The organism is Gimesia panareensis (genome assembly GCF_007748155.1).
In the GTDB taxonomy this organism is placed as follows: Bacteria; Planctomycetota; Planctomycetia; order Planctomycetales; family Planctomycetaceae; genus Gimesia; species Gimesia panareensis.
The window spans coordinates 4,754,217-4,776,143 of sequence record NZ_CP037421.1; the positions used below are offsets into that span (position 1 = coordinate 4,754,217).

The window sequence follows — 21,927 nt, forward strand, 5'->3', positions numbered from 1 at the left end:
GCGGGGGTGAAATCCAGCCGTTCCTCAGGCTGCCGCATTTCGCTCTGTTCCAGGTCATCCGACGTTCCCGAATTCCCATACCATCTAAAAAAACCGCTTCAGGAGCGGCGTTTTTTGAATATTTCGCAAGTCAGCCCCTGTTTCGAGTGACTTGCGAAGTCGGTCCAGCTATGGTATCCCGCGTGTGGTAGTCCGGTTTTTCCGTAGCGGGAAGCGGTGCCGAGGTTCATAATTGCGTTCTGAATTTTCATTGGTCACAGTTAGCAGAAGTCCCACAGGGCAAGAGACGGAGACATGGCACAACAATACATCATGCAACTGGAAGGCGTCACCAAAGTCTATGAGCAGAAAGAGATTCTAAAAGACATCTGGCTCTCATTCTTCCCGGGCGCAAAAATTGGTGTCCTGGGGGCCAATGGTGCCGGTAAAAGTACACTGCTGAAGATCATGTCGGGGGAAGATACCAGCTTCCAGGGAGAAGCCCGCCCCGCCAAAGGCATTAAAATCGGCTACTTCAAACAGGAACCGGATCTCGATCAGAATCAGACTGTAGATGCGTGTATCGCCGAAGCGGTTGCGGAATCGCAGGCGATCCTGGACCGTTATAATGAAGTCAACATGAAGTTCGCCGAAGATCCCTCTCCAGAAGAGATGGAAAAGCTGATCGAAGAACAGGCGACGCTGCAGGACCAGATCGACGCCGCCAACCTCTGGGAACTGGACCGCACGCTGGAAATCGCCATGGACGCCATGCGTGTCCCGCCGGGAGACGCCGTCATCGGCAATCTGTCCGGGGGCGAACAGCGGCGTGTGGCCCTCTGTAAAATCCTGCTGCAGAACCCCGATCTGCTACTGCTGGACGAACCAACCAACCACCTGGATGCTGAATCGGTCGGCTGGCTGGAACGTTACCTGCACGACTTCCAGGGAACCGTTGTCGCGATTACCCACGACCGGTACTTCCTCGATAACGTCGCCGGCTGGATTCTGGAACTGGAACGGGGCCGCGGTCTGCCTTTCGAAGGCAACTACTCTTCCTGGCTGGAACAGAAACAGGCCCGACTGAAAGTCGAAGAAAAACAGGAATCCAAACGGCAGAAGTTCCTCAAGCGGGAACTCGAATGGGTCCGCATGTCTCCCAAAGCGCAGGCTTCGAAAAACAAAGCCCGTGTGCAGCGCTACCAGGAACTGGCTGCAGAGGAATACGAAAAACGGGATGACGCCTCCGACATTCAGATTCCCGTTTCACGATCGCTGGGCAGCAAAGTGCTCGTCGCGGAAAATCTCACCAAAGGTTTCGGCGACAAGCTGCTGTTCGAAAACTTCAGCTTTGAGCTTCCCCCCGGCGGGATTGTCGGTGTGATTGGTCCGAACGGGGCAGGAAAAACCACCCTGTTCAAGATGATCATGGGACTGGAAGAACCGGACACGGGTTCGCTGGAGCTGGGTGAAACTGTCGAGCTCTCCTATGTGGACCAGAGCCGCGATGCCCTCGATCCGAAGAAAACCGTCTACGAGGAAATTTCACAGGGACACGACCATCTGGTCGTCGGTAAATCGAGCGTGCATTCCCGGACCTATGTCGGCCGGTTCAACTTTAAAGGTCCGGACCAGCAGAAACTGGTCGGCGAGCTCTCCGGCGGGGAACGTAATCGCGTCCACATGGCCAAGCTGCTGCGGTCCGGCGGTAACCTGCTGCTACTCGACGAACCGACCAACGACCTGGACGTCGATACGCTGCGTTCGCTGGAAGAAGGACTCGAACACTTCAGTGGCTGTGCCCTGGTCGTCAGCCACGACCGCTGGTTCCTGGATCGACTGGCGACACATATCATCGCCTTTGAAGGTGACAGCAAAGTGCGCTTCTTTGAAGGCAACTACAAAATGTACGAAACCCGGCGGCATGAAGAACTGGGAGCCGAAGCCGATTCTCCCCATCGGATTCAGTACAAACCACTGTCACGCTGAGTGATGAATGCATGACATAATAAAACAGGGGCAGTCTGAGTGGACTGCCCCTGTTTCGATTTGATCACTGCTGCGGTTAACGCCGCTGAATCCGGATTCTGCTCAAGGTGGCGTTATCATCTGCTTCTGATTCTTTATCAGAAAATTTGTGGCGGGCTGCTGCCGCGTGACGATGCACTTCAACGCGGGCAACTTCGACGACCTTCCGTGCCGCTACCAGTTGTTCCGAGGTAAAGTAGGGCACCCCACCGCCCACAATTTCCTGCTTCCGTTTACTGGCAAGTTTCTGCCAGTCCATGTGACTGGCCAGGTGCCAGGCGATGGCCTGCATCATTTCCCAGTCGTCCCGGCGGGGATTGAATTTCTGCAGCAGGAGTACGAGCGCTTTGTCCTGCACTTGTGATTCGATCGGCCTCAGTTCATAGGTTTTCGCACTGGTCGGACAGGGTTTCCCATGTTCCAGACAGACCGAACGCAGTTGGAGTTTGACTGTTTTTTCCGGTGGAATGGTAAACAGCCCCTGGAAATTCTGATTCTGATTATTCCCGACCGGCGACAGATTTCCCCCTACCGCCTGTGAATTTCCTTGGACCGGCTTATTCAGTCCCTGCAGGTCCGACAATAACCCCTGCCCCAGTCCTTGCGCCTGCCCGGGACCACCGACCTGGGCCAGAATGTGTACCGAAGAAACTGCGGGAGGGACTTTGACGGTCAGAGGCTTTGCGGTCTGATTGGTGATAAAGACCGACGAGTTATAAGCGCTGATCGGGTACACCCGGGCAGACAGGCTCTGTTTTTTAAGCCCCTCAAACAGCTCAACCTGTGCAGCATCTTTCTCCAGAGACAATGTGGTGATAATTCTCTTCTTAGGGGTCCCTTGCACAGAAGGAACAGACGCACCACTGACAATCAGTAACGCGCTGACAATTGCCAGCAACTGTATTCGTTTGACCATTTTCAACTCCTGTCTACCAGATCCTGGCCCGAATGAACCCGGAATACTGTTTCATGCCAGTCCAGAACCGGCAGGCATATCTATAAGGAAATGCACACTAGAAGCGTGTCCATTTCAGAGAGCGTCAAAATAGAGCATGAGAATTGAGCGCGATAAAAAATCTGACAGGTAAACTGAACGACGAACACTTTACAGAAATTGAAAACTCTGTGATATTGAGCAAAACTTTTTTGACATTGATATATCAATAGAAATGTAATGAATAAGAATAAGCTGCTCATTCTCAAGATTAACGATTTGGTTTGAAGATTTCAAATTTTTTTTCATAAATCTTTTATTCATGATTCATTGGACCGCCAACTATGAAAGAATCAAACCGGACTGTGCGCTGGGGAATCCTGGGTACAGCTCGAATCGCCGAGAAGATCAGCGTTGCCATTCACCAGGCCGATAATGCAGAACTGACCTGCATCGCCAGTCGAGATGCAGCTAAAGCTGCCGACTGGGCTGAAAAACATCATGTCAAGCGCAGTGTCGCCAGCTACGATGCCTTGATCCACGACCCGGATATTGATGCCGTCTATATCCCGCTCCCCCCTTCCCTGCATGGAGAATGGACCGTCCGCGCAGCCCGGGCCGGCAAACATGTATTATGCGAAAAACCACTGGCGCTCAATGTCAACCAGGCACGTGAAATGCGCCGGGTCTGCCTGGAGAATGAGGTCCAGTTGATGGATGGTGTCATGTGGTACCATCATCCCCGTGCCCACGAAATGCTCAAACTGATTCGCAGTGATGCCCTCGGCGAACACCGCAGGATCACCTCTGCATTTACATTCAACTGGGACACCGTCCCCGAAGGTGACCTCCGCCTGCAACGGGAACTGGGAGGAGGCTCACTGGGCGATCTGGGCTGGTACTGCATTGGAGTCGCGCTCTGGGCCTTCAACGAGTTGCCCATCAAAGTCTTTGGAACGGCACGACCTTATAATGACGTCGACTACAATTTTTCCGGCCTGATGTGGTTTACCAAAAATCGCATCGCCTCGTTTGACTGTGGCTTCGATGTCAACATGCGGAAGTGGTTTGAACTGGCCGGCACCAAAGCATCTCTCATCTGCGATGACTTTACCCGCCCCTGGGAAAATTCCAAACCGCACTACGATGTGAAAGATACTTACGGAAAAGTGACGCGTCATGAGACCGCCAATCCCCTGCAGGAAACCTGCATGATTGACCATTTCTCCGAGATCATTCGCTCGGGACGCCTGGAACAGCAATGGCCCGATCTGGGTATCAATACGCAACGGGTTCTAAACGCGCTTGACTACTCGGCCCGCACAGAAACCGTAGTCAACCTGGCTGACTTCTTCCCCAAATAAAATCAGTTTCACCGCGCACAAAAAAAGCACCCTGACCATTTACGATGATCAGGGTGCCTGAGGTGGAGACCTCCGCCTCGATGCATGCCTGCTTCCCGTCCGGGAAACGCTTTTTCAAACAAGCTTAATAGTAGTAGCCGTGACCTTCATTCCGCGGCGGGCGATCACAGACGATGTCGTTCTCGCCGTCACAGAAATCCGCCTGATCCCTGAATTTGCTGCCGTCAACGCAGGCCTTGTGACCGTGTGCTCCAGCGACATAGAAACTCTGATTGATACGGCCGAAAGCCGAGCCCACATCTTCCAGTTCCTGGTTGATGCCATGGGCGACTTCAGACAGTCCCACGATCATCGCCAGCACGGCAATCGTCGAGATCAGTACTAACTCGGCAGAGACAATAAAGCCCGCCTCTTCGTTCATGAAACGGATCAGCACGGTGTTCATGTTCACAGACTCCAGTAAGAGATTCATTCGGTTATGTTTCGGGTGACCGGATGCCGGCAGGGGTGGTGAGTCCCTGCAGGCGGTCGTCTTCGGAAAGAAAGTGAGGGGGTTCGGGTAGAGTTGTTTCAGAGCTCAAGGCTTAGTAGATGTCCCACTGACCTGAGCAGAAATCGGGGCAGTCATGGAAGCGGCTGCCGCTGAGTTCCCCTTTGTGGCCGGATACTTCGCACAGGTTATAAGTCTGGTTGATGCTGGAGAAAGCGGATCCCACATCTTCCAGTTCCTGGTTCACGTTGTTAGCGACTTCAGACAGGCCCACGATCATGGCCAGAACGGCGATGGTGGAAATCAGGACCAGTTCGGCAGAGACAATGAAGCCGGCTTCGTCGTTGATCAGTTGAGTGATGATGTTTTTCATAGTGGTGGTCTCCAAAGTTGTGAAAAGTGATTTGCATCGAGTAAACGTTTCAAAGTTGATACTGGGGTGTAAAGCAAGCTGAATACCAAACGGGCCAGAGCGTAAAAAAGTTTTTACAAACTGCCCAAAACAAGAATCACAAACCACTGTAATATAAGGAGATAAAAAAAGTCGAACAGAAAACATTTTTCTGGCAGCCTGTCTGAAACAGCTCCGGCCGCCTGTGGGAAAAACACAACACGATTCAAGAGGAGTTCATCGGCAGGCTCTTAAACCCAGAGGAGAAAAGCAGTTAGTCGCAGGTTGCCTGAAAACAACACGTGGCGAAAAGGAAACAGAGATTTAAAATGCTTATCCGGGATGGAAACAGTGCCACTAGAATCCGATCAATCGACAGAGTCAGTCAGAAACCGGCGGGCCAGAGTGGATCTCGACGGAAAAAATGAAAAAAGTCTCTGATATCCACGATTTACTTCTTGTCGTACCCTTGACCTCAGCGGATAAGATTACATAATCTTCACACACAGCAAGCACGTATTGCTTCTGAAAGTGAGCTTCACTCTCAGTTCAATATATGCCAGCTCGCGGGTGTAGCTCAGTGGTAGAGCACCACGTTGCCAACGTGGCTGTCGAGGGTTCAAATCCCTTCACCCGCTCTTTTTTTTCGCATGCAGAATCTCAGGGATCGAATCATAGCCCCCATCGTCAAGAATGTGGGGCTTTTCATACTTTAAGTAGTATCACCAGCAGAATCAGCTCCGCAGTATGCAACTGCCACCCTCAGATTGAGTGCAGAGATTTGGTAAAGCCCCCATTGCTGTTTTCTACACAACGTAAAAGAAAAGGATTGGACCGTGTCTGACGAACTCGCAACGACAGAAGAAACCGTCTCTACCGAAGGCGAGTATAAAATGTCTGCGACCGCCGATATTAAAGAGGTGGGTCCCTGTAAAAAACATGTCACTGTTTCTGTTCCCCGCTCCGACATCGAATATTTCTATTCGGAGTCTGTTTCCGAGCTGGGCGATCAGGCTACCGTTCCCGGTTTCCGCGTCGGTCATGTTCCTAAAAAACTGATCGAAAAGCGTTTCCGCCAGGAACTGACCGATCAGGTCAAACAGCGTGTGCTGATGGAAAGCCTCGAACTGATCGCAGAAGACAATGATCTCGATCCGATCAACGAGCCGACCATTGACATCGAAAGTCTGGAAATCCCCGAAGACGGCGAATTCACCTTCGAATTTGAAGTGGAAGTTCGTCCTGACTTCAAACTGCCCGAGTACAAAGGTCTGCAGCTGGAACGTCCGGTCCGGGAAATCAACGACAAAGATATCGAAGAGTACCTGAACCGCTTCCTGGGCCAGTACGGCGAAATGGAAGAACGCAAAGGGGCTGCCGAGAAAGAAGATTACCTCGAACTGTCGATCAAGTTCGAGCATGACGGCAAACCACTGAGCGAAATTGCCGAGCTGGTTGTTCCGCTCCGCCCGATCCTCCGCCTGCGTGATGCAGAAGTCAAAGACTTCGGCGAAGTCATGGCTGACGTGAAAGCCGGCGATACCCGGGAAACAGAATTCGAAGTTTCTGCAGAAGCCGAACAGATCGAAATGCGTGGCGAAAAAGTCAAAGCGACTTTCACCGTGAAGACCGTCAAGTTCATCCAGCCTCCGGAAATCAACGCCGAGCTGCTGGAACGCATCGGTGCCGAATCAGAAGAAGAACTCCGCGAAGAAGTCAAAAGCATCCTGGAACGCCAGGTGACTTACGAGCAGCGTCAGTCGACTCGGACACAGGTACTGGAAAAGATCACCGAATCAGCCGACTGGGATCTGCCGGAATCGCTGGTCTCCAAGCAGGTCGAAAACGCACTGCGTCGCGAAATCCTCGAAATGCAGCAGGCCGGATTCTCCCGCCAGGATATCCAGGCCCGTGAAAACGAACTGCGTCAGCAGGCGATTTCCTCAACCCGCCAGGCCCTCAAAGAGCACTTCGTGCTGGATAAGATTGCCACCACCGAGGATCTGCATGTAGATCCGGCTGAAATCGACATGGAAATCTACTACATGGCGATGCAGCAGGGCGAAAGCCCCCGTCGTGTGCGGGCTCGCCTGGTGAAATCCGGCATGATTGAAAACCTGGAAGCCCAGTTGCGTGAACGGAAAGCCGTAGACGTCATTCTGGAAAAAGCAGAATACAAAGAAACCGAGATGAAGAAGCCAGAGGAAAACAAAGTCTCTGCGATCGCTCGCTCCGTCTGCTCCAGCTTCTCTGCTTCTGCTGCTGAAGAGGAAGAAGAAGATGATGAGGAAGGCGACGAGTAGTCTCTGCCGCTTCAGTACTGAAATTTACCACGACACCATCAGTTTGATGGTGTCGTTTTTTACGCGCTGCCAGACAGGAAATGCGGGAGACCGCACATTTTGAAATTCCTCTTTCTGAATCGAGAGCGCACGTTAGAATAAACAGATTCGCAGCAGAGACACATCACGACAGCCGGGATTTCCTCATCCATGACAGAATCGGTTCCCTTTGAAAACCAGCAGCCCGCGCGCCCGGTGATTCTCCTGGGAGCCAGTAACCTGACCAGAGACTTCCCACTCATCCTGCGACTCCTGCAGCCGGCCCTGGATGATCCCTGCCACATCTATACTGCCCTGGGACATGGACGCTCCTATGGCACCTGGAGCCGCCTGCTGCACCGTGCCCTGCCCGGCATCTCCCGCTGTGATCTCTGGGACGCATTACCTCAACCGGAACACATCACGGAACAGCCATTAGCCCTGCTGACTGATATCGGCAATGATCTGATTTATGGCCAGTCGGTCGATGCGATTTTCAGCTGGGTCAAACTCTGCCTGGATCAACTGCAGGCACTCGATGCCCGCGTGACCATCACACTGCTCCCGGAAACCACACTCGCGAAACTTTCGAACCTGCGTTTCGAAATGACGCGCCGTCTGTTCTTTCCGAATAATTCCGCCTCCCTGTCCGATCTGGTCCGGAAAGTCAACGAGTTGAATCAGCGGCTGTCGGAACTGGAAAAGGGTCAACAGATCCAGATCGTGGAGCCGGCCCCTGAATGGTATGGCTTCGACCCCATCCATTATCGCTACTCTCAGCGGGCCCGCTTATGGAAATCGATTCTGACCACCTGGGATCTGCCAGACCTGGAACAACAGAGGGTCAAAAACCGCTGGCTGGATGGCTGTTATGCCTTCACTTTTCTGTCCCCTGCAGTGAAACGACGCTGGGGAAAACAGATCGTGAGCAGCCAGCCAGCCCGGAAACTCGCCGACGGAACCCTGATTTCGGTCTATTAGCTGATTATTTAAAATTGCCCTAATTCTTTTACAGAATTCAAGTTAGAATCATACTGGTTGGTTCAACTCAGTTTTTCTGAATTGGGGAGTGATTAATGAAGCAAAAATCCGCCTGTTAAGAAGAGTTCGTAAGACTGGATGTTTTTAAGTCGTCTGCAACAGGGACCCGCCCGATGGAAGCCGTTCTCTTTTTTGTCATCCTGGCGATCTTCGCTTCAATCATCCACGGTATCTGGGTGATCGGCCACTTCCTCGTCAAACTGTTCTCGCAGGAACATCCAACCACAGAGACCACGACTCCCGCCCCCGGGAAGCATTCCACTCAAAGCAGCCAGCAACTCAACGACAGTTCCACCGAACAGGATCGCCAGACGGCAGAACGCTACCTGCGTCGTCTATATTATCAGGGCATCATCCCCGAAGAGGATTTTAGCAGGCTCCTGAAATACACAGCGGTTGAAAAGCCGTCTCCCGCCCCGACAACATCGCCAAAGCCGGAGCCAAAACCCGAGCCAAAACCAAAATCCGAATCGATTCCCGATCGAGGGACTCCCAGACCTGAAACAAAGCCCACTCCGGAACAGGAAGAAGTCCTCGAAATTTCTGATTTCCTGGAAGAGAGCGAACCGACTGAGAAAACCAAACAGCCCGCTCCAGCACCAACCATTGTTCCGGCCCGAAAGAAAACCGCGACTCCCGCAGTCGCTTCTGTCGCTGAGAAAAAACGTCCGCTGGGCTCGCTGCTGCAGGCGTTCATGGAAGAGAAAAACATTCGCTGGGGCGAACTGGTCAGCGGCCTGCTGATCGTCGGCTCTGCGATTGGACTGGTGGTCAGCCTCTGGTCGACATTGAAAGAACAGATCCCCTACCTGCCCGCCCTGCTGTTTCTGCTGGCGACCGCCGCCATTCATGGCGCAGGGCTCTACACTTTCAAACGCTGGAAGCTGGAAGCCACCAGTCGCGGCCTGCTGCTGATCACGGTGCTGCTCGTGCCGCTCAACTTTCTGGCGGCCATACGCCTGTCTGACCACCGCCCCGCGACCGATCCGCTCTTCATCCTCGCGTTGGGCATCGGCTTTGGCGCCTTTGGCTGGATGGTCCATTCGGCCAGCCGCATCCTCGTCAGTTTCGGACGCTGGCAACTGCTGACCATCGTCCTGGGAACGTCAGCGGGACAGATCCTGATCTCCCGGCTGGGGGGACAGGCAACCACGTTTCTGCAAATCAACCTGCTGGCACTGTTGCCGGTCGTCTGCTTCGTGGCTGGTATGGCCAGTGTGTTACGGACCGCCCTGCACTGGGATGAGATCTCTGACTCACGCGCCCGGGAACTGGTTACCCTGGTCGGTCTGGCGGTCTTCTCCATCCTCGCCCCCTGCTGGCTGATCATCTGGAACGCCCCTGAGCGACTGGAAACCTTTGCCTGTCTGACCCCGCTGTTCAGCCTGATGGAGAGCCTGCTGATCGGATTCGGACTGCTGCTCCATCACCGGAAAGACGGAGACGAATCTCCCCACTGGTCGTTGACAGGATCGTCCCTGGCGATTTTTTCATCAATCATGCTGTTGATGAATTTCGCGATCGCCTGGCCGCGCGTGGAGATCCTGCTCGCACTGGGAATCGTGAACGGCCTCAGCCTGAGCTTCCTGGCATTTCGGGGACGGTTCCCCCTGTGCCACATCCCGGCCCTCGCCTCTTTGACGGTTTCGGCCCTGCTTGGTTTTCATGTGCTTACGGGCACACTGCCTCTGCAGGGAGCAACTCAGCGAATGGTGATCGATGCGGTGCTCCTGGGACGTTCCGCAATGGTGCTGATTGCCATTGCGGTCCTCTCTGGGCTCGGTGCCGCCGTGCTGAAACATAAAACACGAATCGAAGCTGCACAATACTACCTGTATGCCGCGGGGGGACTGTCGGTCTGTTCCAGCCTGATCGCCGTGTATGCAGGCTTCTATACCCGCACAGATGATGTCTGGACGTCACTGGCACTGTTCCTGAATTCGGTCCTGTTTCTGACTGCCAACTGGCAGGTCCGTCGCCAGGTACTCTCCGGGATCGGTTCAGCCCTCTGGTTCCTGACACTCCAACATGCGCTCTGTCTCAATACTCCGTTCCGGGATTGGCTGAAGGGCCTGAAACTGCTGCCCGACGCCCCCTTTGTCTGGGGCTGCCTGATTCACGCTTCGGCCAGTTTACTGTTTCTCCTCGCACTCCAGTTCTGGTCACGTTCACGACGCCCCGCGCAGCCAGCCTGGTCCCTGCTGCCAGCGAAAGGGAATCCGTTTACCCGTCCCATCACTGTCGGTTCCATGATCACCTCCCTGATGATGATTCCTTATGTGCTGCTGCAGATCATGCCCGCACAGATGCATGCGTTTTACGCGTTCTGGCTGATGCTGATCTGGGTGGGCAACGCCCTGATCCTCCGCTCCGATTTCTGGTTTTTGTGTTCCCAGCTCGCGGGTACTGCAGGCACACTCTATACCGCGACCGCCATTGGGAAACACTATGAACTCTGGACTGGCCCGGGGCATGATTCCCCCCGCTACTGGCTGTTCCACATCCTGGCAATCGCGATCTGGAATGGCCTGAACTCCGTAATCCATTCGAAGAAATTCTCGCGGAACATGCTGGGCGCCATGTCCCGTGCGTGCCGACTCAATCTGCAGCCGGTCCTGCTGGCAGGCGCCATTGTCACGACGGGGCTGGTCTTTGTTTTCTCGCTGCTCCCCCTGGTCCATGCTGAATTTATTCAGGCCTACAGCGTCAGTGCTGTCTGGAAATTCATGGCCCCCGTACTGCTGGGACTGTTTGTATTCCTGCTCACTGTGACGGTCATCGCCCTCACACAGCCTCGCGATTACAGTGTCTGGACACGAGGAGGTCTTACGTTAATTCTGATCGGCTTCTCGGGCATTTATATTCTCACTCATTCCGCACTGTCGAAGTTTTCGTTCGGATTTCCCCTGAGTCGGGCCTCGGAAGCGTTCGGAATCTGGAGTTGGCTCTGCCTGGGACTGTTGCTGCTGGCCTGCCTGCCTTACCTCAACAGCCGCCTGCAGAAAATCACTTCGCTGGGCATGCTGTTGATCACTTACCTGGTTCCGTTCCTGGTAGCGGGGTACTTCAGCGAGTCTCAGCGAGTTGCGGATGCGCTCCGCTGGGGACTGGGGCTGTATGCTCTGATTGTACTCGCGGTCGTCTGGAAATCGGAAGCGCTACTCGGGTTCTTTCAGTCACGCCAGATCCGCTTGCGCTACCTCCCCCGTCTGCTGGATGACAAACCGACCTGGAGGGACCTGAGTATCATTGGCGTCAGCCTGCCACTCCTGTACCTGACACTGTTTCAGGTCCTGGGAGAGGCCCTGCCTCCTTTGAAACCTGCAACTGATCTGGTCGTTTCGGATCAAATACTGTCCCTGGCGACTTTCTGCCTGCCCCTGTTGATGCTGGTGGGGACGGTCGTCTGTTATGCGGTCCAGTTCCGATCCAACGGCTGGATGCTGCTCGGTTCCCACTTCCTGCTGGTGACAATGCTGGCAGGGACGATCCTGAAGTTTCCGGTCCCCCTCAACCAGTACGACACCGCGGAGATCATGCAGACCCTGACCTGGCTGGGGCTGGCTGCGGCTGCCTTTGGGATTTTCTGGCTGAGTTGTGAGCGGTGGATCAATCCCGATTTCCAGGAACAGCAGACTCTCAAGTCAACAAACTGGCCTCCCTTACGCGTCCATCTGGCGACGATGCTCTGCCTGGTGGTTTCACCTTACCTGCTGCCTTTCCTGTTGAATCTGATTGATCCCACAGGGACGTGGCCACCGCGGTTCCCAATAGCTCCGTGGCTCACTCTGAGCACGGTGGCCCTGTCAGCGGTCTGCGTCCAGTACTTTGCCCGCAGGTATTCCTGCAGCATGCAGGTCAATGGGCTGAGCTTCCTGGGGCTCGCGGTGACGGGCCAGGCGGCAGTTCTCGGCTGGCATCACACGGAATGGAACGCCTGGCAGGTCAATCTGCTGCTGGAAGCCGGACTGACTCTGATCACTGTGTTCCACGCCATCCGCTTTGTACAGATCTGGCAACGCTCAGACAGTGATCCGGATCGACCGGCGGCGATCGGGCGGCACCTCAGCTGGTCTCAGTTACTCTTCTGGGTTTTATTACTGTTTGGACTGCGGGGAGGCTGGTCGGATCTGTATCGACCTTATCCCGGTCTGACGATCGCGGCAGTGGGAACAGCCCTCTATTTCACACTGGGTCTCTGTCTGCAAAAACGAATTCTCACCTGGGCCTCTCTGATGACCACTCTGCTGGGCACGGTGCTGGTCTTCACTGCCCACTGGAATGATGCCGGCGTGATTGTCACCGCCCAAAACCAGATGGATCTGCTGAAGTGGCTGATCACTTCCGCATCGGTGGTGGCGTTCTGCTGGCTGGGAGTCGATATCTACCGGCAACGTGTCTCGAGGGAGACAGAGCTCAGTGTTTTCTCATCCGGAATCCAGCAGATCCTCGGGGGGACTCTGACGGGGGTCGTCCTGTTTTATACGCTGACCATCGCCGTTTCGCGGACGTTACTGACAAATCTAACCATTCCCGTCCTTCACGACCTTCCAGGCTGGGTGGCCCTGGGATCGGTAACGGTCCTGCTGGCCGGTCTGCTCTGGGACCGGCAGAGTCGCTTTGGGCTGGCGCCCCTGTTTGTCATAGGACTGTGCGGTATTGGTACCTTTTTAAGTAACGAAACGGAATTGCGCATCCTGGTACAGCGTTCCGGACTGGCGTTTGTTGTGTATGCCTGTCTGATCGGTATCCTCTGGAGATTGCGCACGCAGATTGGGCAGGTCGGTACCCGACTGGCGATTGCCCATCCGGACCGGCTCTGGGAACAGGCACGCAGCTGGGTCCCGCAGGCGGTTTCAGTGCTGTCGCTCTATACGATTCTGGCGTTGCTGCACAGCGTGCTGCGATTTGAAGACCAGGCACTTCGCTGGTGGTCAGTCGCCGGCACGTTCCTGACAGTCCCCGCCCTGCTGGCGCCAGGTGATTTAACAGAACTCTCCCAGCGATTCAAACACCGGGCTCTGCTGGCGCTGGGGGCAGGCTCCGTTTACTTCAGCTGGGCACTGCTGCCGGCTCATGGAAATTTCTACTGGTTGAATCACCTGATCCGACTCCTGGAAGCGGTTTCCCTGCTGAGCCTGTTGACCACGGTCGTACTGGTGAAATGGCAGAGCCTCAGTCCGGACTGGTCGGAAGCCATTCGCAAAAGTTCGCGGACATTCCTGATCGCCGCCGGGGTCTCCCTGTTGTCCATTCTGATTTCCGAAACCGGGCTGCAGCTTGCCGGCGTGCGTCTGGAACTGACCGGAGCCAGAATCGCCGTCGTTTCGGGGGCCCTCGTCCTGCTCTCGGCTGCCCTGATTCTGATGGCCGCCGTTCCCAAATACGATCCGTTCCAGTTCTCTCTGAAACGCAGAATGCTGTACGTCTATGCGTCTGAAATCGTTCTGGCCCTGCTGTTCCTGCACATCTACCTGACCATGCCGGAACTGTTCCGCGGCTACCTGCTCCCCTACTGGCCTTACATCGTGATCGCGATCGCATTTGCCGGCGCGGGGGTTGGCGAGTTCTTCGAACGCATCGGGCTGAAAGTATTATCTGAGCCGCTCCAGCGGACCGGCGTATTTCTGCCCCTGCTGCCGGCACTGAGTTTCTGGATTCATGGTGCTTCCACGCAGACGTCTCCGGTTGCCGGTGAATACTCGCTGGTTCTGCTGTTGATCAGCCTGGTCTACGTGGTGATGAGCCTCTGGAGGAAATCATTCGTCTACACGTCTCTGGCGGCTCTGGCCGGCAACGGTGCGCTGTGGGCCTTCTGGGCGGAACAGGGACAACTGCTGACACAGCATCCGCAGCTCTGGCTGATTCCGCCAGCCCTGTCAGTACTGGTCGCAACGCATCTGAATCGTGAAAAATTGAGCGAAAGCCAGCTGACTTCAATCCGGTATTTCTCCACGATCGCGATTTACGTGAGCTCGACGGGCGACATGTTCATCACCGGGGTCGCGAACAGCCTGTGGTTACCGCTGATTCTGTGTGGTCTGTCGGTCCTGGGGATCTTCGCGGGAATGCTGTTGCGGGTGCGGGCCTTCCTGTATGTCGGCACTTCGTTCCTGGTGCTCTCCATCGTAAGTATGATCTGGCACGCGTCCCAGTCACTGGGCCATATCTGGCCGTGGTGGGCGTTTGGCATCGGCCTGGGAATCTGCATCCTGACTCTGTTCGGGCTGTTTGAAAAGCGCCGCAATGAGATGCTGGAACTGGTGGGCAAATTAAAAACCTGGGACCATTAAGCCGGCCCCAGGTTTGAAATTGAAGTCATTTTGAAAAGCGTGCGGCATTAAGCGTTCGCACTGCGGTGCTGGCGTTTCCGCTCGTTTTCCGTCAGGTAGATCTTACGGAGCCGGATCAGTTTGGGAGTGATTTCCACATACTCGTCTTGCTCGATGTACTCCAGGGCGGCTTCCAGGCTCATTTCCCGAGCCGGCTTGAGAGCAACGTTTTCATCCGAACCCGAGGCACGCACGTTCGTCAGTTTCTTACCCCGGATCGGATTGACCACGAGGTCATTCTCACGGGCGTTTTCGCCGATGATCATTCCTTCGTAGACATCATCCCCGGGAGAAACGAAGAACTCTGCCCGCTCCTGCAGTTTCCAGAGTGCATAGCCGACAGCCTGCCCTTTCGCCTGGGAAACCATCACGCCGTTCGCACGCCGGGGGACATCCCCTTCGCTGGGCTTATAGCCTTCGAAACGGTGATTGATGATCGCTTCCCCTTTGGTGGCATTGAGCAGACGGGTCCGCAGACCGATCAACCCGCGGGCGGGAATCGAGAACTTGAGGTGGGACATCCCGGTTTCGCCGGCGGTCATGTCGATGACCTGTCCGCGGCGGGCACAGACCAGTTCCATCACGGAACCGACCGATTCCGAGGGAACGTCGATCACCAGTTCTTCGAATGGTTCGTGCCATTTATCGTTGATCTTCTTGCGAATCACTTCCGGCTTGCCGACCGACAGTTCGTAGCCTTCGCGGCGCATCTGTTCGATCAGCACGGACAGGTGCAAGACACCACGCCCGGAGACAGAGAAGGAATCCTTGTCTTCCCGTTCGGTCACTCGCAGGGCCACGTTGGATTCGAGTTCGCGCATCAGCCGTTCCCGCAGGTTACGACTGGTGACATACTTCCCATCCTGCCCCGCCAGCGGCGAACTGTTGATCGTGAACAGCATGGAGAGCGTAGGTTCGTCTACGTCGATGCGTTCCAGGGCCTCGGGTTTGAGAGCACAGGCCACGGTGTCGCCGATCTCCGGATTGTCCAGGCCGACCAGGGCGACAATGTCGCCGGCAGTGGCTTCTTCAACGGGCGCCCGGCCCAGGTTGTTGAACAGTTCCACCGAATCGATGGTGCAGTTCACATGCTTTCCGCCAGCCTTGATCAGGGTCACTTTTTCCCCGCGACGGACTTTGCCGGTGCTGATACGACCAGTGGCGACGCGGCCCACGTATTCGGACCATTCCAGGGTCGTCACCATCATCTTCAGCGGAGCGTCGAACTCGACTTCCGGAGCCGGTACTTTTTCGAGCACCATGTCCAGCAGTGGGTGAATACTGTCGCCGAAGTTGTCCAGATCGTGTGTGGCGAAACCTTCACGGGCACTGGCATAGATATAGGGGAAGTCGAGAGTCTCGTCGTCCGCATCCAGATCGACGAACAGGTCGAACATTTCGCTCAACACATGATCCGGACGGCAGTCGGGGCGGTCAATCTTGTTGATGACCACAACCGGCTTCAAATGGCATTCGAGTGCCTTTTTCAAAACGAAGCGGGTCTGGGGACGAGGACCTTCAAAGGCGTCGACCAGAATCAGCACACCATCGGCCATTCTGAGGACCCGTTCGACCTCACCACCGAAGTCGGCGTGGCCCGGGGTATCGATGATATTGATTTTCACCCCCTTGTACATCAGGGCGATGTTTTTGGCCAGAATGGTAATTCCCCGTTCGCGTTCCAGATCGTTCGAATCCAGAATACAGTCACCTTTCAACTGCGAATCCCGGAACTGGCCGCTCTGGTGCAGCAGAGCGTCGACCAGCGTGGTTTTCCCGTGGTCCACGTGCGCAATAATGGCAATGTTCCGCACATCTTCTCGTTTCATGACTCTTAAATCTTCCCAAAATGATTCACTCGGGAAACCTTCTTGACATTCGAACGTTCCTGACAGGGAACAGAGGGTCTCTCCAGATAGCCGCCTCGCAGCGCATCAGGCTACTATAATAAGGGGCAGAATATATCAACAATCGATTAGTAACGCAAAGTCCAGAATTAGTGATTCTTACTGGTAGTTCTAACTGGTTTTAGCGATACTTTGACCTTGAGTACGTTAAATCTTCATAAATCACGAGCTCGCACCAAAAATCCAGTCCAATTCAGGGAGTTCCACACATGAAATATCTCCGACTGCAGGTCAGCCTGTGCCTGTTGATACTGGCTCTGATTCCGTTCCGTTCGCTGGCTGCCCAGGAACCCGCTTCGTATGACCTGCTCCTCAAAGGGGGTACGATCATCGACGGAACGGGAAAACCGGGATTTCTCGGCGATCTGGCGATCAAAGACGATCGGATCGTGAAGATAGCCCCCGAAATCAAAGGTTCTGCAGATCAGGTCATTTCCTGTCGGGGACTGACCATCGCCCCGGGATTTATCGACCTGCACAATCACAGTGACCGGCAGATCGTCTCTCCACTGACCCGGGCCAACATGAATTACGTGACCCAGGGCTGCACCACCGTGGTTACGGGGAACTGCGGCAGTGGCCCGGTCGATACAGGAGAATATTACCGCCGGATCGATGCTGCGGGTAGCGGGACGAATGTGATCCATTTGATCCCCCAGGGATCACTGCGGGACCATGTGATGGGGTCGGGGCAGCGGGAGCCGACGGAGGCAGAGCTGCAGAAAATGAAAAAACTGGCCCGGAAAGCGATGCAGGACGGGGCCTGGGGGATGTCGACTGGATTGATCTATGTCCCGAGCTCCTATGCAGATACGGACGAGCTGATTACCCTGGCGAAGATCGTCTCCGAGTATGACGGCATTTACGCCAGCCATATCCGCAATGAAAGTACGGAACTGCTGGCTGCCGTCAATGAGGCCCTGAAAATCGGCCAGCAGGCCCAGCTTCCGGTCCATATTTCCCACTTCAAATCGAGCGGCCGGGATGCCTGGGGGCTGGTTCTGCGGGCTGCAGCGATGATTGACGAAGCCCGCCAGCAGGGGCAGACCGTCACCGCGGACCAGTATCCTTACATCGCCTCCAGCACCTCCCTGGGAGCCACGCTGATCCCGGCCTGGGCTCGGGCGGGGGGCAACAAGGAGCTGGTGGCTCGCCTGGAAGCCCCGGAAACCTCAGAGAAAATCATCAAACTGATCGAAAAGAACATCGAGAAACGCGAGGGAGGCAGTGCCGTCCGGATTGCCCGTTACTCTGACCGGCCCGACTGGGTCGGGAAAAGTCTGCAACAGATCGCAGACCTCGAACAGAAAAGCATCCTGGATATCGTGCTGGAAATCACCCGTCACGGAGGGGCCTCAGTGGTCAATTTCAGTATGAACGAGGAGGACGTCCGCCAGATTATGAAAATTGACTGGGTAGCGACCGCCTCAGATGGCCGGGCCTATCTGCCCGGTTCCGATCGGCCTCACCCCCGAAACTATGGAACCTTTCCACGTAAGCTCGGCTATTATTCGATTCAGGAAAAAGTCCTGCCCCTGGAACAGGCGATCCGCAGTGCGAGCGGGCTCCCGGCTGATATCCTGGGCTTGAAAGATCGAGGCTATCTGAAGGAGGGGGCTTTCGCGGATGTGGTTGTGTTCGATCCCGACAAACTGATCGACGAGGCCACGTTTGACAATCCGCACCAGTATTCCGAGGGCATTCGCTACCTGTTCGTCAATGGGACACCTGCCATCACGGCCGGATTCCCCACCGGGAGCCTGGCCGGCAAGGCGCTGCGTCATCCGGTCTCGAAACAGAAATCGAAGAAAACCGCGCAGCCGTAGTCAGTCAGAGTCGTTTGAGGAAGGTCCTGCTGTTGAATCTCCCCCCTGTTGAGTTACTGGTCAGCGTCAGAAACTGTGACGAGATCGCCGCTGCGCTGTCAGGTGGTTGTGATCTGCTCGATTTCAAAGAGCCCGAGAACGGGGCACTGGGTATGGTGTCGTCTGCGACTTTACAGACGATTGAAGCTTACTGTGAAAACCAGCAGATCAAGGTGCCACTCAGTATGGCACTGGGAGAACTCGTGGAGTGGCAGGAGCGCCAGGAAATCCCCCCCATTCCCCGGGCAATGCGTTACCTCAAACTGGGCCCCTCGCAGATTCAGGGGATCGCCGACTGGAACGCCCGCTGGCAGGACGTAACCAGCCGAATCGAAACTGCCCGCCAGAAGCGGTATGAGTGGATCGCAGTCGCTTATGCTGACTGGGAGCAGGCGAACTCTATTTCACCGGCAGAAGTTCTGACTGCCGCGATAGAGAACCACTGCGCGGGGCTGTTGATCGACACCTTCAATAAACAGGGAACCGGTTTACTGGACCTGCTCTCGGGCCGGATGTTAGGAGACATCATCGATCAGGCCCATCGGGTAGAATTGAAGGTCGCACTGGCGGGATCGATTCGATTCAGCGACCTCGAATCGCTGGCCGCGCTTCAGCCGGATATCATCGGCATTCGCGGTGCGGCCTGTGCAGGGAACCGACGTACTGACCCTATTCAGGAATCTGCAGTGCGTCGGTTTCGGGAGCAACTGGATCGGCAGTTTGTCTGCCGTCATTCAGGATGAGGAACTGTCTGCTGCGACGGTCTGCTGCTTATGGTCCTTGAGCGGATCGTAAGGAGCATACTCTTTGAGCTTCAGCTTCTTGATCATCGGAATCACATGGTTGGCTGGAATCGCAAAGGATTTGGTTCTTCCAGCCCGGGCGATATTCAAACCGACGGCTTTGCCCTGCAGATCCACGATCACACCGCCACAGTCTTCCGGCCGGAGTACGGTGTCGTGCTGCAGGACTTCCGAAAAGCCGGTTTTACGGCGGCTCAAAGCGCCCCCCATTTTCTTCTGCATTTCACGCAGTCGATCATAGATCAGCATCTGCGGATCGGTCAGAACGACCACCGCGTTGATTTCTTCTTCGTCTCTGAGCAACCTGACCAGTACCCGATCGCCGGGCAGAAACTTTCTGACAAACTTGGAGAGCGAACTGGCACTGTCGATGTCTTCGCCGGCGACATTGAGGATCACATCGCCTGGTTTCAGACCTGCTTCCTCGGCACCGCTTTCGCGCATCACATGTTTGACGAGAGCGCCCCCTTCGGCATCGTCGATCTGGACTCCCAGAACTCCGGGAGCGGGCTTGATATTACGGCGGGTGACGCTGAGCACGCCGACACTCACGGGGGACATGCTCAGTCCGGGTGTGACCACCCACTGACCGACTTTGGGATCAGAGACTGACTGCCATTTGACGGTGGGCAGATCCTGGGCATCGATTTTAAGCAGAGCCAGATCGAGCTTGCCATCGACGCCGATGATTTCCGCTTCGTAGCGTTCGGAGGTCGAGAGCTCGCAGGTGACTTTACCTTCCAGCTGACTGGCTTTTGTCAGAATATAGCCATCATGCTCGACAATCGCTCCCAGGGAGGCTTCTCTGCCGTTGGACCGAACACGTACCGTCCAGGAACGGGGTGTGGAAACCACAGACCGAAACGCGCGACGGATTTGCGAACCGCTGGTCAACTGGCTGGGCTGCAGCTGATCCCAGGCGAAGGCGCTGGTTGTCAGACAACTCGCGCAGAGGGTGACGATCAAGGATAGTGCAAACAAACGGATTGTCTGCGACTTGCGGTGTGTCTGGACCTGGCTCAAAAGCTTCTCCTCACATCTCTATGACATCGAATCCGGATTGCGAAGCAGTAATCCGGATCCCGATTATGATTAACTTAGTCCCGTGCGGCCAACTGGACTTCAAACGTCATGGTTTTCCCGTCACGAATGAGTCTGACCTGAACCGTCTGACCGGGTTTATATTGTTGAACGACGGCAGCCAGTTGCTCGATCCCGGTAATCTTCTGGTCGTTCAACTGAAAAATGACGTCGTTCTCTTTCAGACCCGCGATTTCAGCAGGGAACCCGCGGGTCACGCCGGTCACCTTGCATCCCTGGTCTGTATCTTCTCCGTTCACCCCGAGGACTGCATTCTGCCCGAGAGGTTTGGCGCCCCACATATCACCCGAGATGAGTTTCTCCCAGTCATTCTGGAAAGCGGAAACGGGGATATGAAAATTCCAACTGGTCGAGGGACCGATGCGGCTGTGAATTCCGACGACTTCCCCCTGCATGTTGAACAGTGGGCCGCCTGAGTCTCCGCCGATCAGAGTGCAATCGGTCTGGAGCAGATGTTTCTTTTGAGTGACGACCCGGCCCAGACGCACTACGGGAGCACGCCCCGCCTGGTAGCCATTGGGGTGTCCGGTGGCCAGCACCCATTCCCCGGTTTTGATCTTTGAAATATCACCCATCTTGACGGCAGTGAGTTTGCTGATATCGACTTCAGCGTCTTCGACCAGTTTGACCAGCCCGGCATCCAGTCCCCGGTTCAGGCCCATGGTTTTGCCTTTCAGGGTGCGGCCATCATGGAGAATGATCGTCGCATTCTTCTGGGCCAGACCGATGACATGGGCTGCGGTCAGGATGTAGCCGGCTTTGTTGTCGATGATCACGCCGCTCCCCTGGGCATCGCCCACACGAACGGAAACGGTACTGTGGATCGCTGTTTCCGTCAGGGAGGTGACCTGTCGCTCAATTTCCTGGAGGTCTTCCAGGGAATCGGGAACGGTTTTGAAAAAGACTTCGGAAAGCTTCGCTGTGGGAACAGGCGAAACAACGGGTTTACGAACCTTCACTTCCTGAGCGTTGGCGGGCGCCAGAGAAAGAGCGACCAGCGCAATTGCACTGACGAGAGTGCCTCGCGCCAAATCACTGGTTGCGGCTCTGAAGAAGACCAAGGGGCTCAAACTCATACCTCGTCAGAAGGAAACTTTGCAAGCTGTATTTTTCGGGAAAGAAAAGCTGACTATAGGATACGCGATGTACATGAGCATTTTCAAGAAAAAACGGGAAATTCCGATGGGATGGGCATTTTTCTAAATTCCTGAGAAAAGGAGACTTGTGTCGTGTTTCCGGCTCAAGAAAGATTTTGAGATTTCCGGAACTGGACTTTCTCGATCCTTAAGATTCGGGGTCAAAACCGCTATGATCCCTATAAAGTTTCTCTGACTATTTCAGAGTCAATCGCCGTTATTCCTACTCAGAGAG

At 55.1% G+C, this 21,927-nt stretch carries 13 protein-coding genes and 1 tRNA gene; 8 read left to right on the top strand and 6 right to left on the bottom strand.

Features of this window, described 5'->3' with window-relative positions; translation table 11 throughout:
- Nucleotides 1-294: 294 nt before the first annotated feature.
- Entirely contained in the window at nt 295-1,968 is a 1,674-nt protein-coding gene (gene ettA, locus Enr10x_RS17570; RefSeq protein ID WP_145450832.1) for an energy-dependent translational throttle protein EttA, read from the top strand.
- Nucleotides 1,969-2,044: 76 nt separating this feature from the next.
- On the opposite strand, the gene Enr10x_RS17575 is transcribed toward ettA, so the two are convergent.
- The gene (locus Enr10x_RS17575; protein ID WP_145450833.1) at nt 2,045-2,923 is read right to left on the bottom strand and encodes a hypothetical protein; all 879 of its coding nucleotides are present in this window, start codon (nt 2,921-2,923) and stop codon (nt 2,045-2,047) included.
- Nucleotides 2,924-3,285: 362 nt separating this feature from the next.
- On the opposite strand from Enr10x_RS17575, the gene Enr10x_RS17580 reads away from it, so the two are divergent.
- Entirely contained in the window at nt 3,286-4,305 is a 1,020-nt protein-coding gene (locus tag Enr10x_RS17580) for a Gfo/Idh/MocA family protein (protein ID WP_145450834.1), read from the top strand.
- A 124-nt stretch (nt 4,306-4,429) separates the two neighbouring features.
- Here the strand turns inward: Enr10x_RS17580 and Enr10x_RS17585 are convergent, their stop codons facing one another.
- Both Enr10x_RS17585 and Enr10x_RS17590 read right to left on the bottom strand, forming a co-directional pair.
- Complete coding sequence (locus Enr10x_RS17585) at nt 4,430-4,750, bottom strand: branched-chain amino acid aminotransferase (RefSeq protein WP_145103264.1); 321 nt, start codon at nt 4,748-4,750, stop codon at nt 4,430-4,432.
- Nucleotides 4,751-4,889: 139 nt separating this feature from the next.
- The gene (locus Enr10x_RS17590; RefSeq protein WP_145450835.1) at nt 4,890-5,168 is read right to left on the bottom strand and encodes a Flp family type IVb pilin; all 279 of its coding nucleotides are present in this window, start codon (nt 5,166-5,168) and stop codon (nt 4,890-4,892) included.
- A gap of 584 nt (nt 5,169-5,752) precedes the next feature.
- Between Enr10x_RS17590 and Enr10x_RS17595 the strand changes: the two genes are divergently transcribed.
- The 4 genes from Enr10x_RS17595 (at nt 5,753) to Enr10x_RS17610 (ending at nt 14,841) form a co-directional block, all read left to right on the top strand.
- A tRNA-Gly gene (locus Enr10x_RS17595) sits at nt 5,753-5,824 on the top strand.
- Nucleotides 5,825-6,022: 198 nt separating this feature from the next.
- Complete coding sequence (gene tig / locus Enr10x_RS17600) at nt 6,023-7,489, top strand: trigger factor (RefSeq protein ID WP_145450836.1); 1,467 nt, start codon at nt 6,023-6,025, stop codon at nt 7,487-7,489.
- Between the two features lie 189 nt (nt 7,490-7,678).
- Complete coding sequence (locus Enr10x_RS17605; RefSeq protein WP_145450837.1) at nt 7,679-8,488, top strand: hypothetical protein; 810 nt, start codon at nt 7,679-7,681, stop codon at nt 8,486-8,488.
- Between the two features lie 173 nt (nt 8,489-8,661).
- Nucleotides 8,662-14,841: a hypothetical protein gene (locus Enr10x_RS17610; RefSeq protein WP_145450838.1), complete on the top strand. Its 6,180-nt coding sequence runs from the start codon at nt 8,662-8,664 to the stop codon at nt 14,839-14,841.
- 47 nt (nt 14,842-14,888) lie between these two features.
- Here Enr10x_RS17610 and typA read toward each other — a convergent pair whose 3' ends face one another.
- Nucleotides 14,889-16,709, bottom strand: coding sequence for a translational GTPase TypA (gene typA / locus Enr10x_RS17615; protein ID WP_145110669.1), 1,821 nt, complete (start codon nt 16,707-16,709; stop codon nt 14,889-14,891).
- Between the two features lie 287 nt (nt 16,710-16,996).
- Between typA and Enr10x_RS17620 the strand changes: the two genes are divergently transcribed.
- Both Enr10x_RS17620 and Enr10x_RS17625 read left to right on the top strand, forming a co-directional pair.
- Nucleotides 16,997-18,613, top strand: a complete 1,617-nt coding sequence (locus tag Enr10x_RS17620; RefSeq protein WP_145110672.1) for an N-acyl-D-amino-acid deacylase family protein — start codon at nt 16,997-16,999, stop codon at nt 18,611-18,613.
- Nucleotides 18,614-18,645: 32 nt separating this feature from the next.
- Nucleotides 18,646-19,395 (top strand): (5-formylfuran-3-yl)methyl phosphate synthase, encoded by a 750-nt coding sequence (locus Enr10x_RS17625; RefSeq protein WP_197997260.1) that lies wholly within the window; start codon nt 18,646-18,648, stop codon nt 19,393-19,395.
- On the opposite strand, the gene Enr10x_RS17630 is transcribed toward Enr10x_RS17625, so the two are convergent.
- Together Enr10x_RS17630 and Enr10x_RS17635 are read right to left on the bottom strand one after the other, a co-directional pair.
- Nucleotides 19,387-20,478, bottom strand: a complete 1,092-nt coding sequence (locus Enr10x_RS17630) for a S1C family serine protease (RefSeq protein WP_145450840.1) — start codon at nt 20,476-20,478, stop codon at nt 19,387-19,389. The two genes, Enr10x_RS17625 and Enr10x_RS17630, sit on opposite strands and share 9 nt — an antisense overlap.
- 74 nt (nt 20,479-20,552) lie before the next feature.
- On the bottom strand, nt 20,553-21,587 hold the full coding sequence (locus Enr10x_RS17635; protein ID WP_197994625.1) for a S1C family serine protease: 1,035 nt from the start codon (nt 21,585-21,587) through the stop codon (nt 20,553-20,555).
- Between the last annotated feature and the right edge of the window lie 340 nt (nt 21,588-21,927).

Excerpts from the sequence above, each read along its gene's own strand:
- ettA (WP_145450832.1), top strand. The coding sequence starts at position 295 with ATGGCACAACAATACATCATGCAACTGGAAGGCGTCACCAAAGTCTAT.
- Enr10x_RS17575 (WP_145450833.1), bottom strand. The coding sequence starts at position 2,923 with ATGGTCAAACGAATACAGTTGCTGGCAATTGTCAGCGCGTTACTGATT.
- Enr10x_RS17580 (WP_145450834.1), top strand. The coding sequence starts at position 3,286 with ATGAAAGAATCAAACCGGACTGTGCGCTGGGGAATCCTGGGTACAGCT.
- Enr10x_RS17585 (WP_145103264.1), bottom strand. The coding sequence starts at position 4,750 with ATGAACACCGTGCTGATCCGTTTCATGAACGAAGAGGCGGGCTTTATT.
- Enr10x_RS17590 (WP_145450835.1), bottom strand. The coding sequence starts at position 5,168 with ATGAAAAACATCATCACTCAACTGATCAACGACGAAGCCGGCTTCATT.
- Enr10x_RS17605 (WP_145450837.1), top strand. The coding sequence starts at position 7,679 with ATGACAGAATCGGTTCCCTTTGAAAACCAGCAGCCCGCGCGCCCGGTG.
- Enr10x_RS17610 (WP_145450838.1), top strand. The coding sequence starts at position 8,662 with ATGGAAGCCGTTCTCTTTTTTGTCATCCTGGCGATCTTCGCTTCAATC.
- typA (WP_145110669.1), bottom strand. The coding sequence starts at position 16,709 with ATGAAACGAGAAGATGTGCGGAACATTGCCATTATTGCGCACGTGGAC.
- Enr10x_RS17620 (WP_145110672.1), top strand. The coding sequence starts at position 16,997 with ATGAAATATCTCCGACTGCAGGTCAGCCTGTGCCTGTTGATACTGGCT.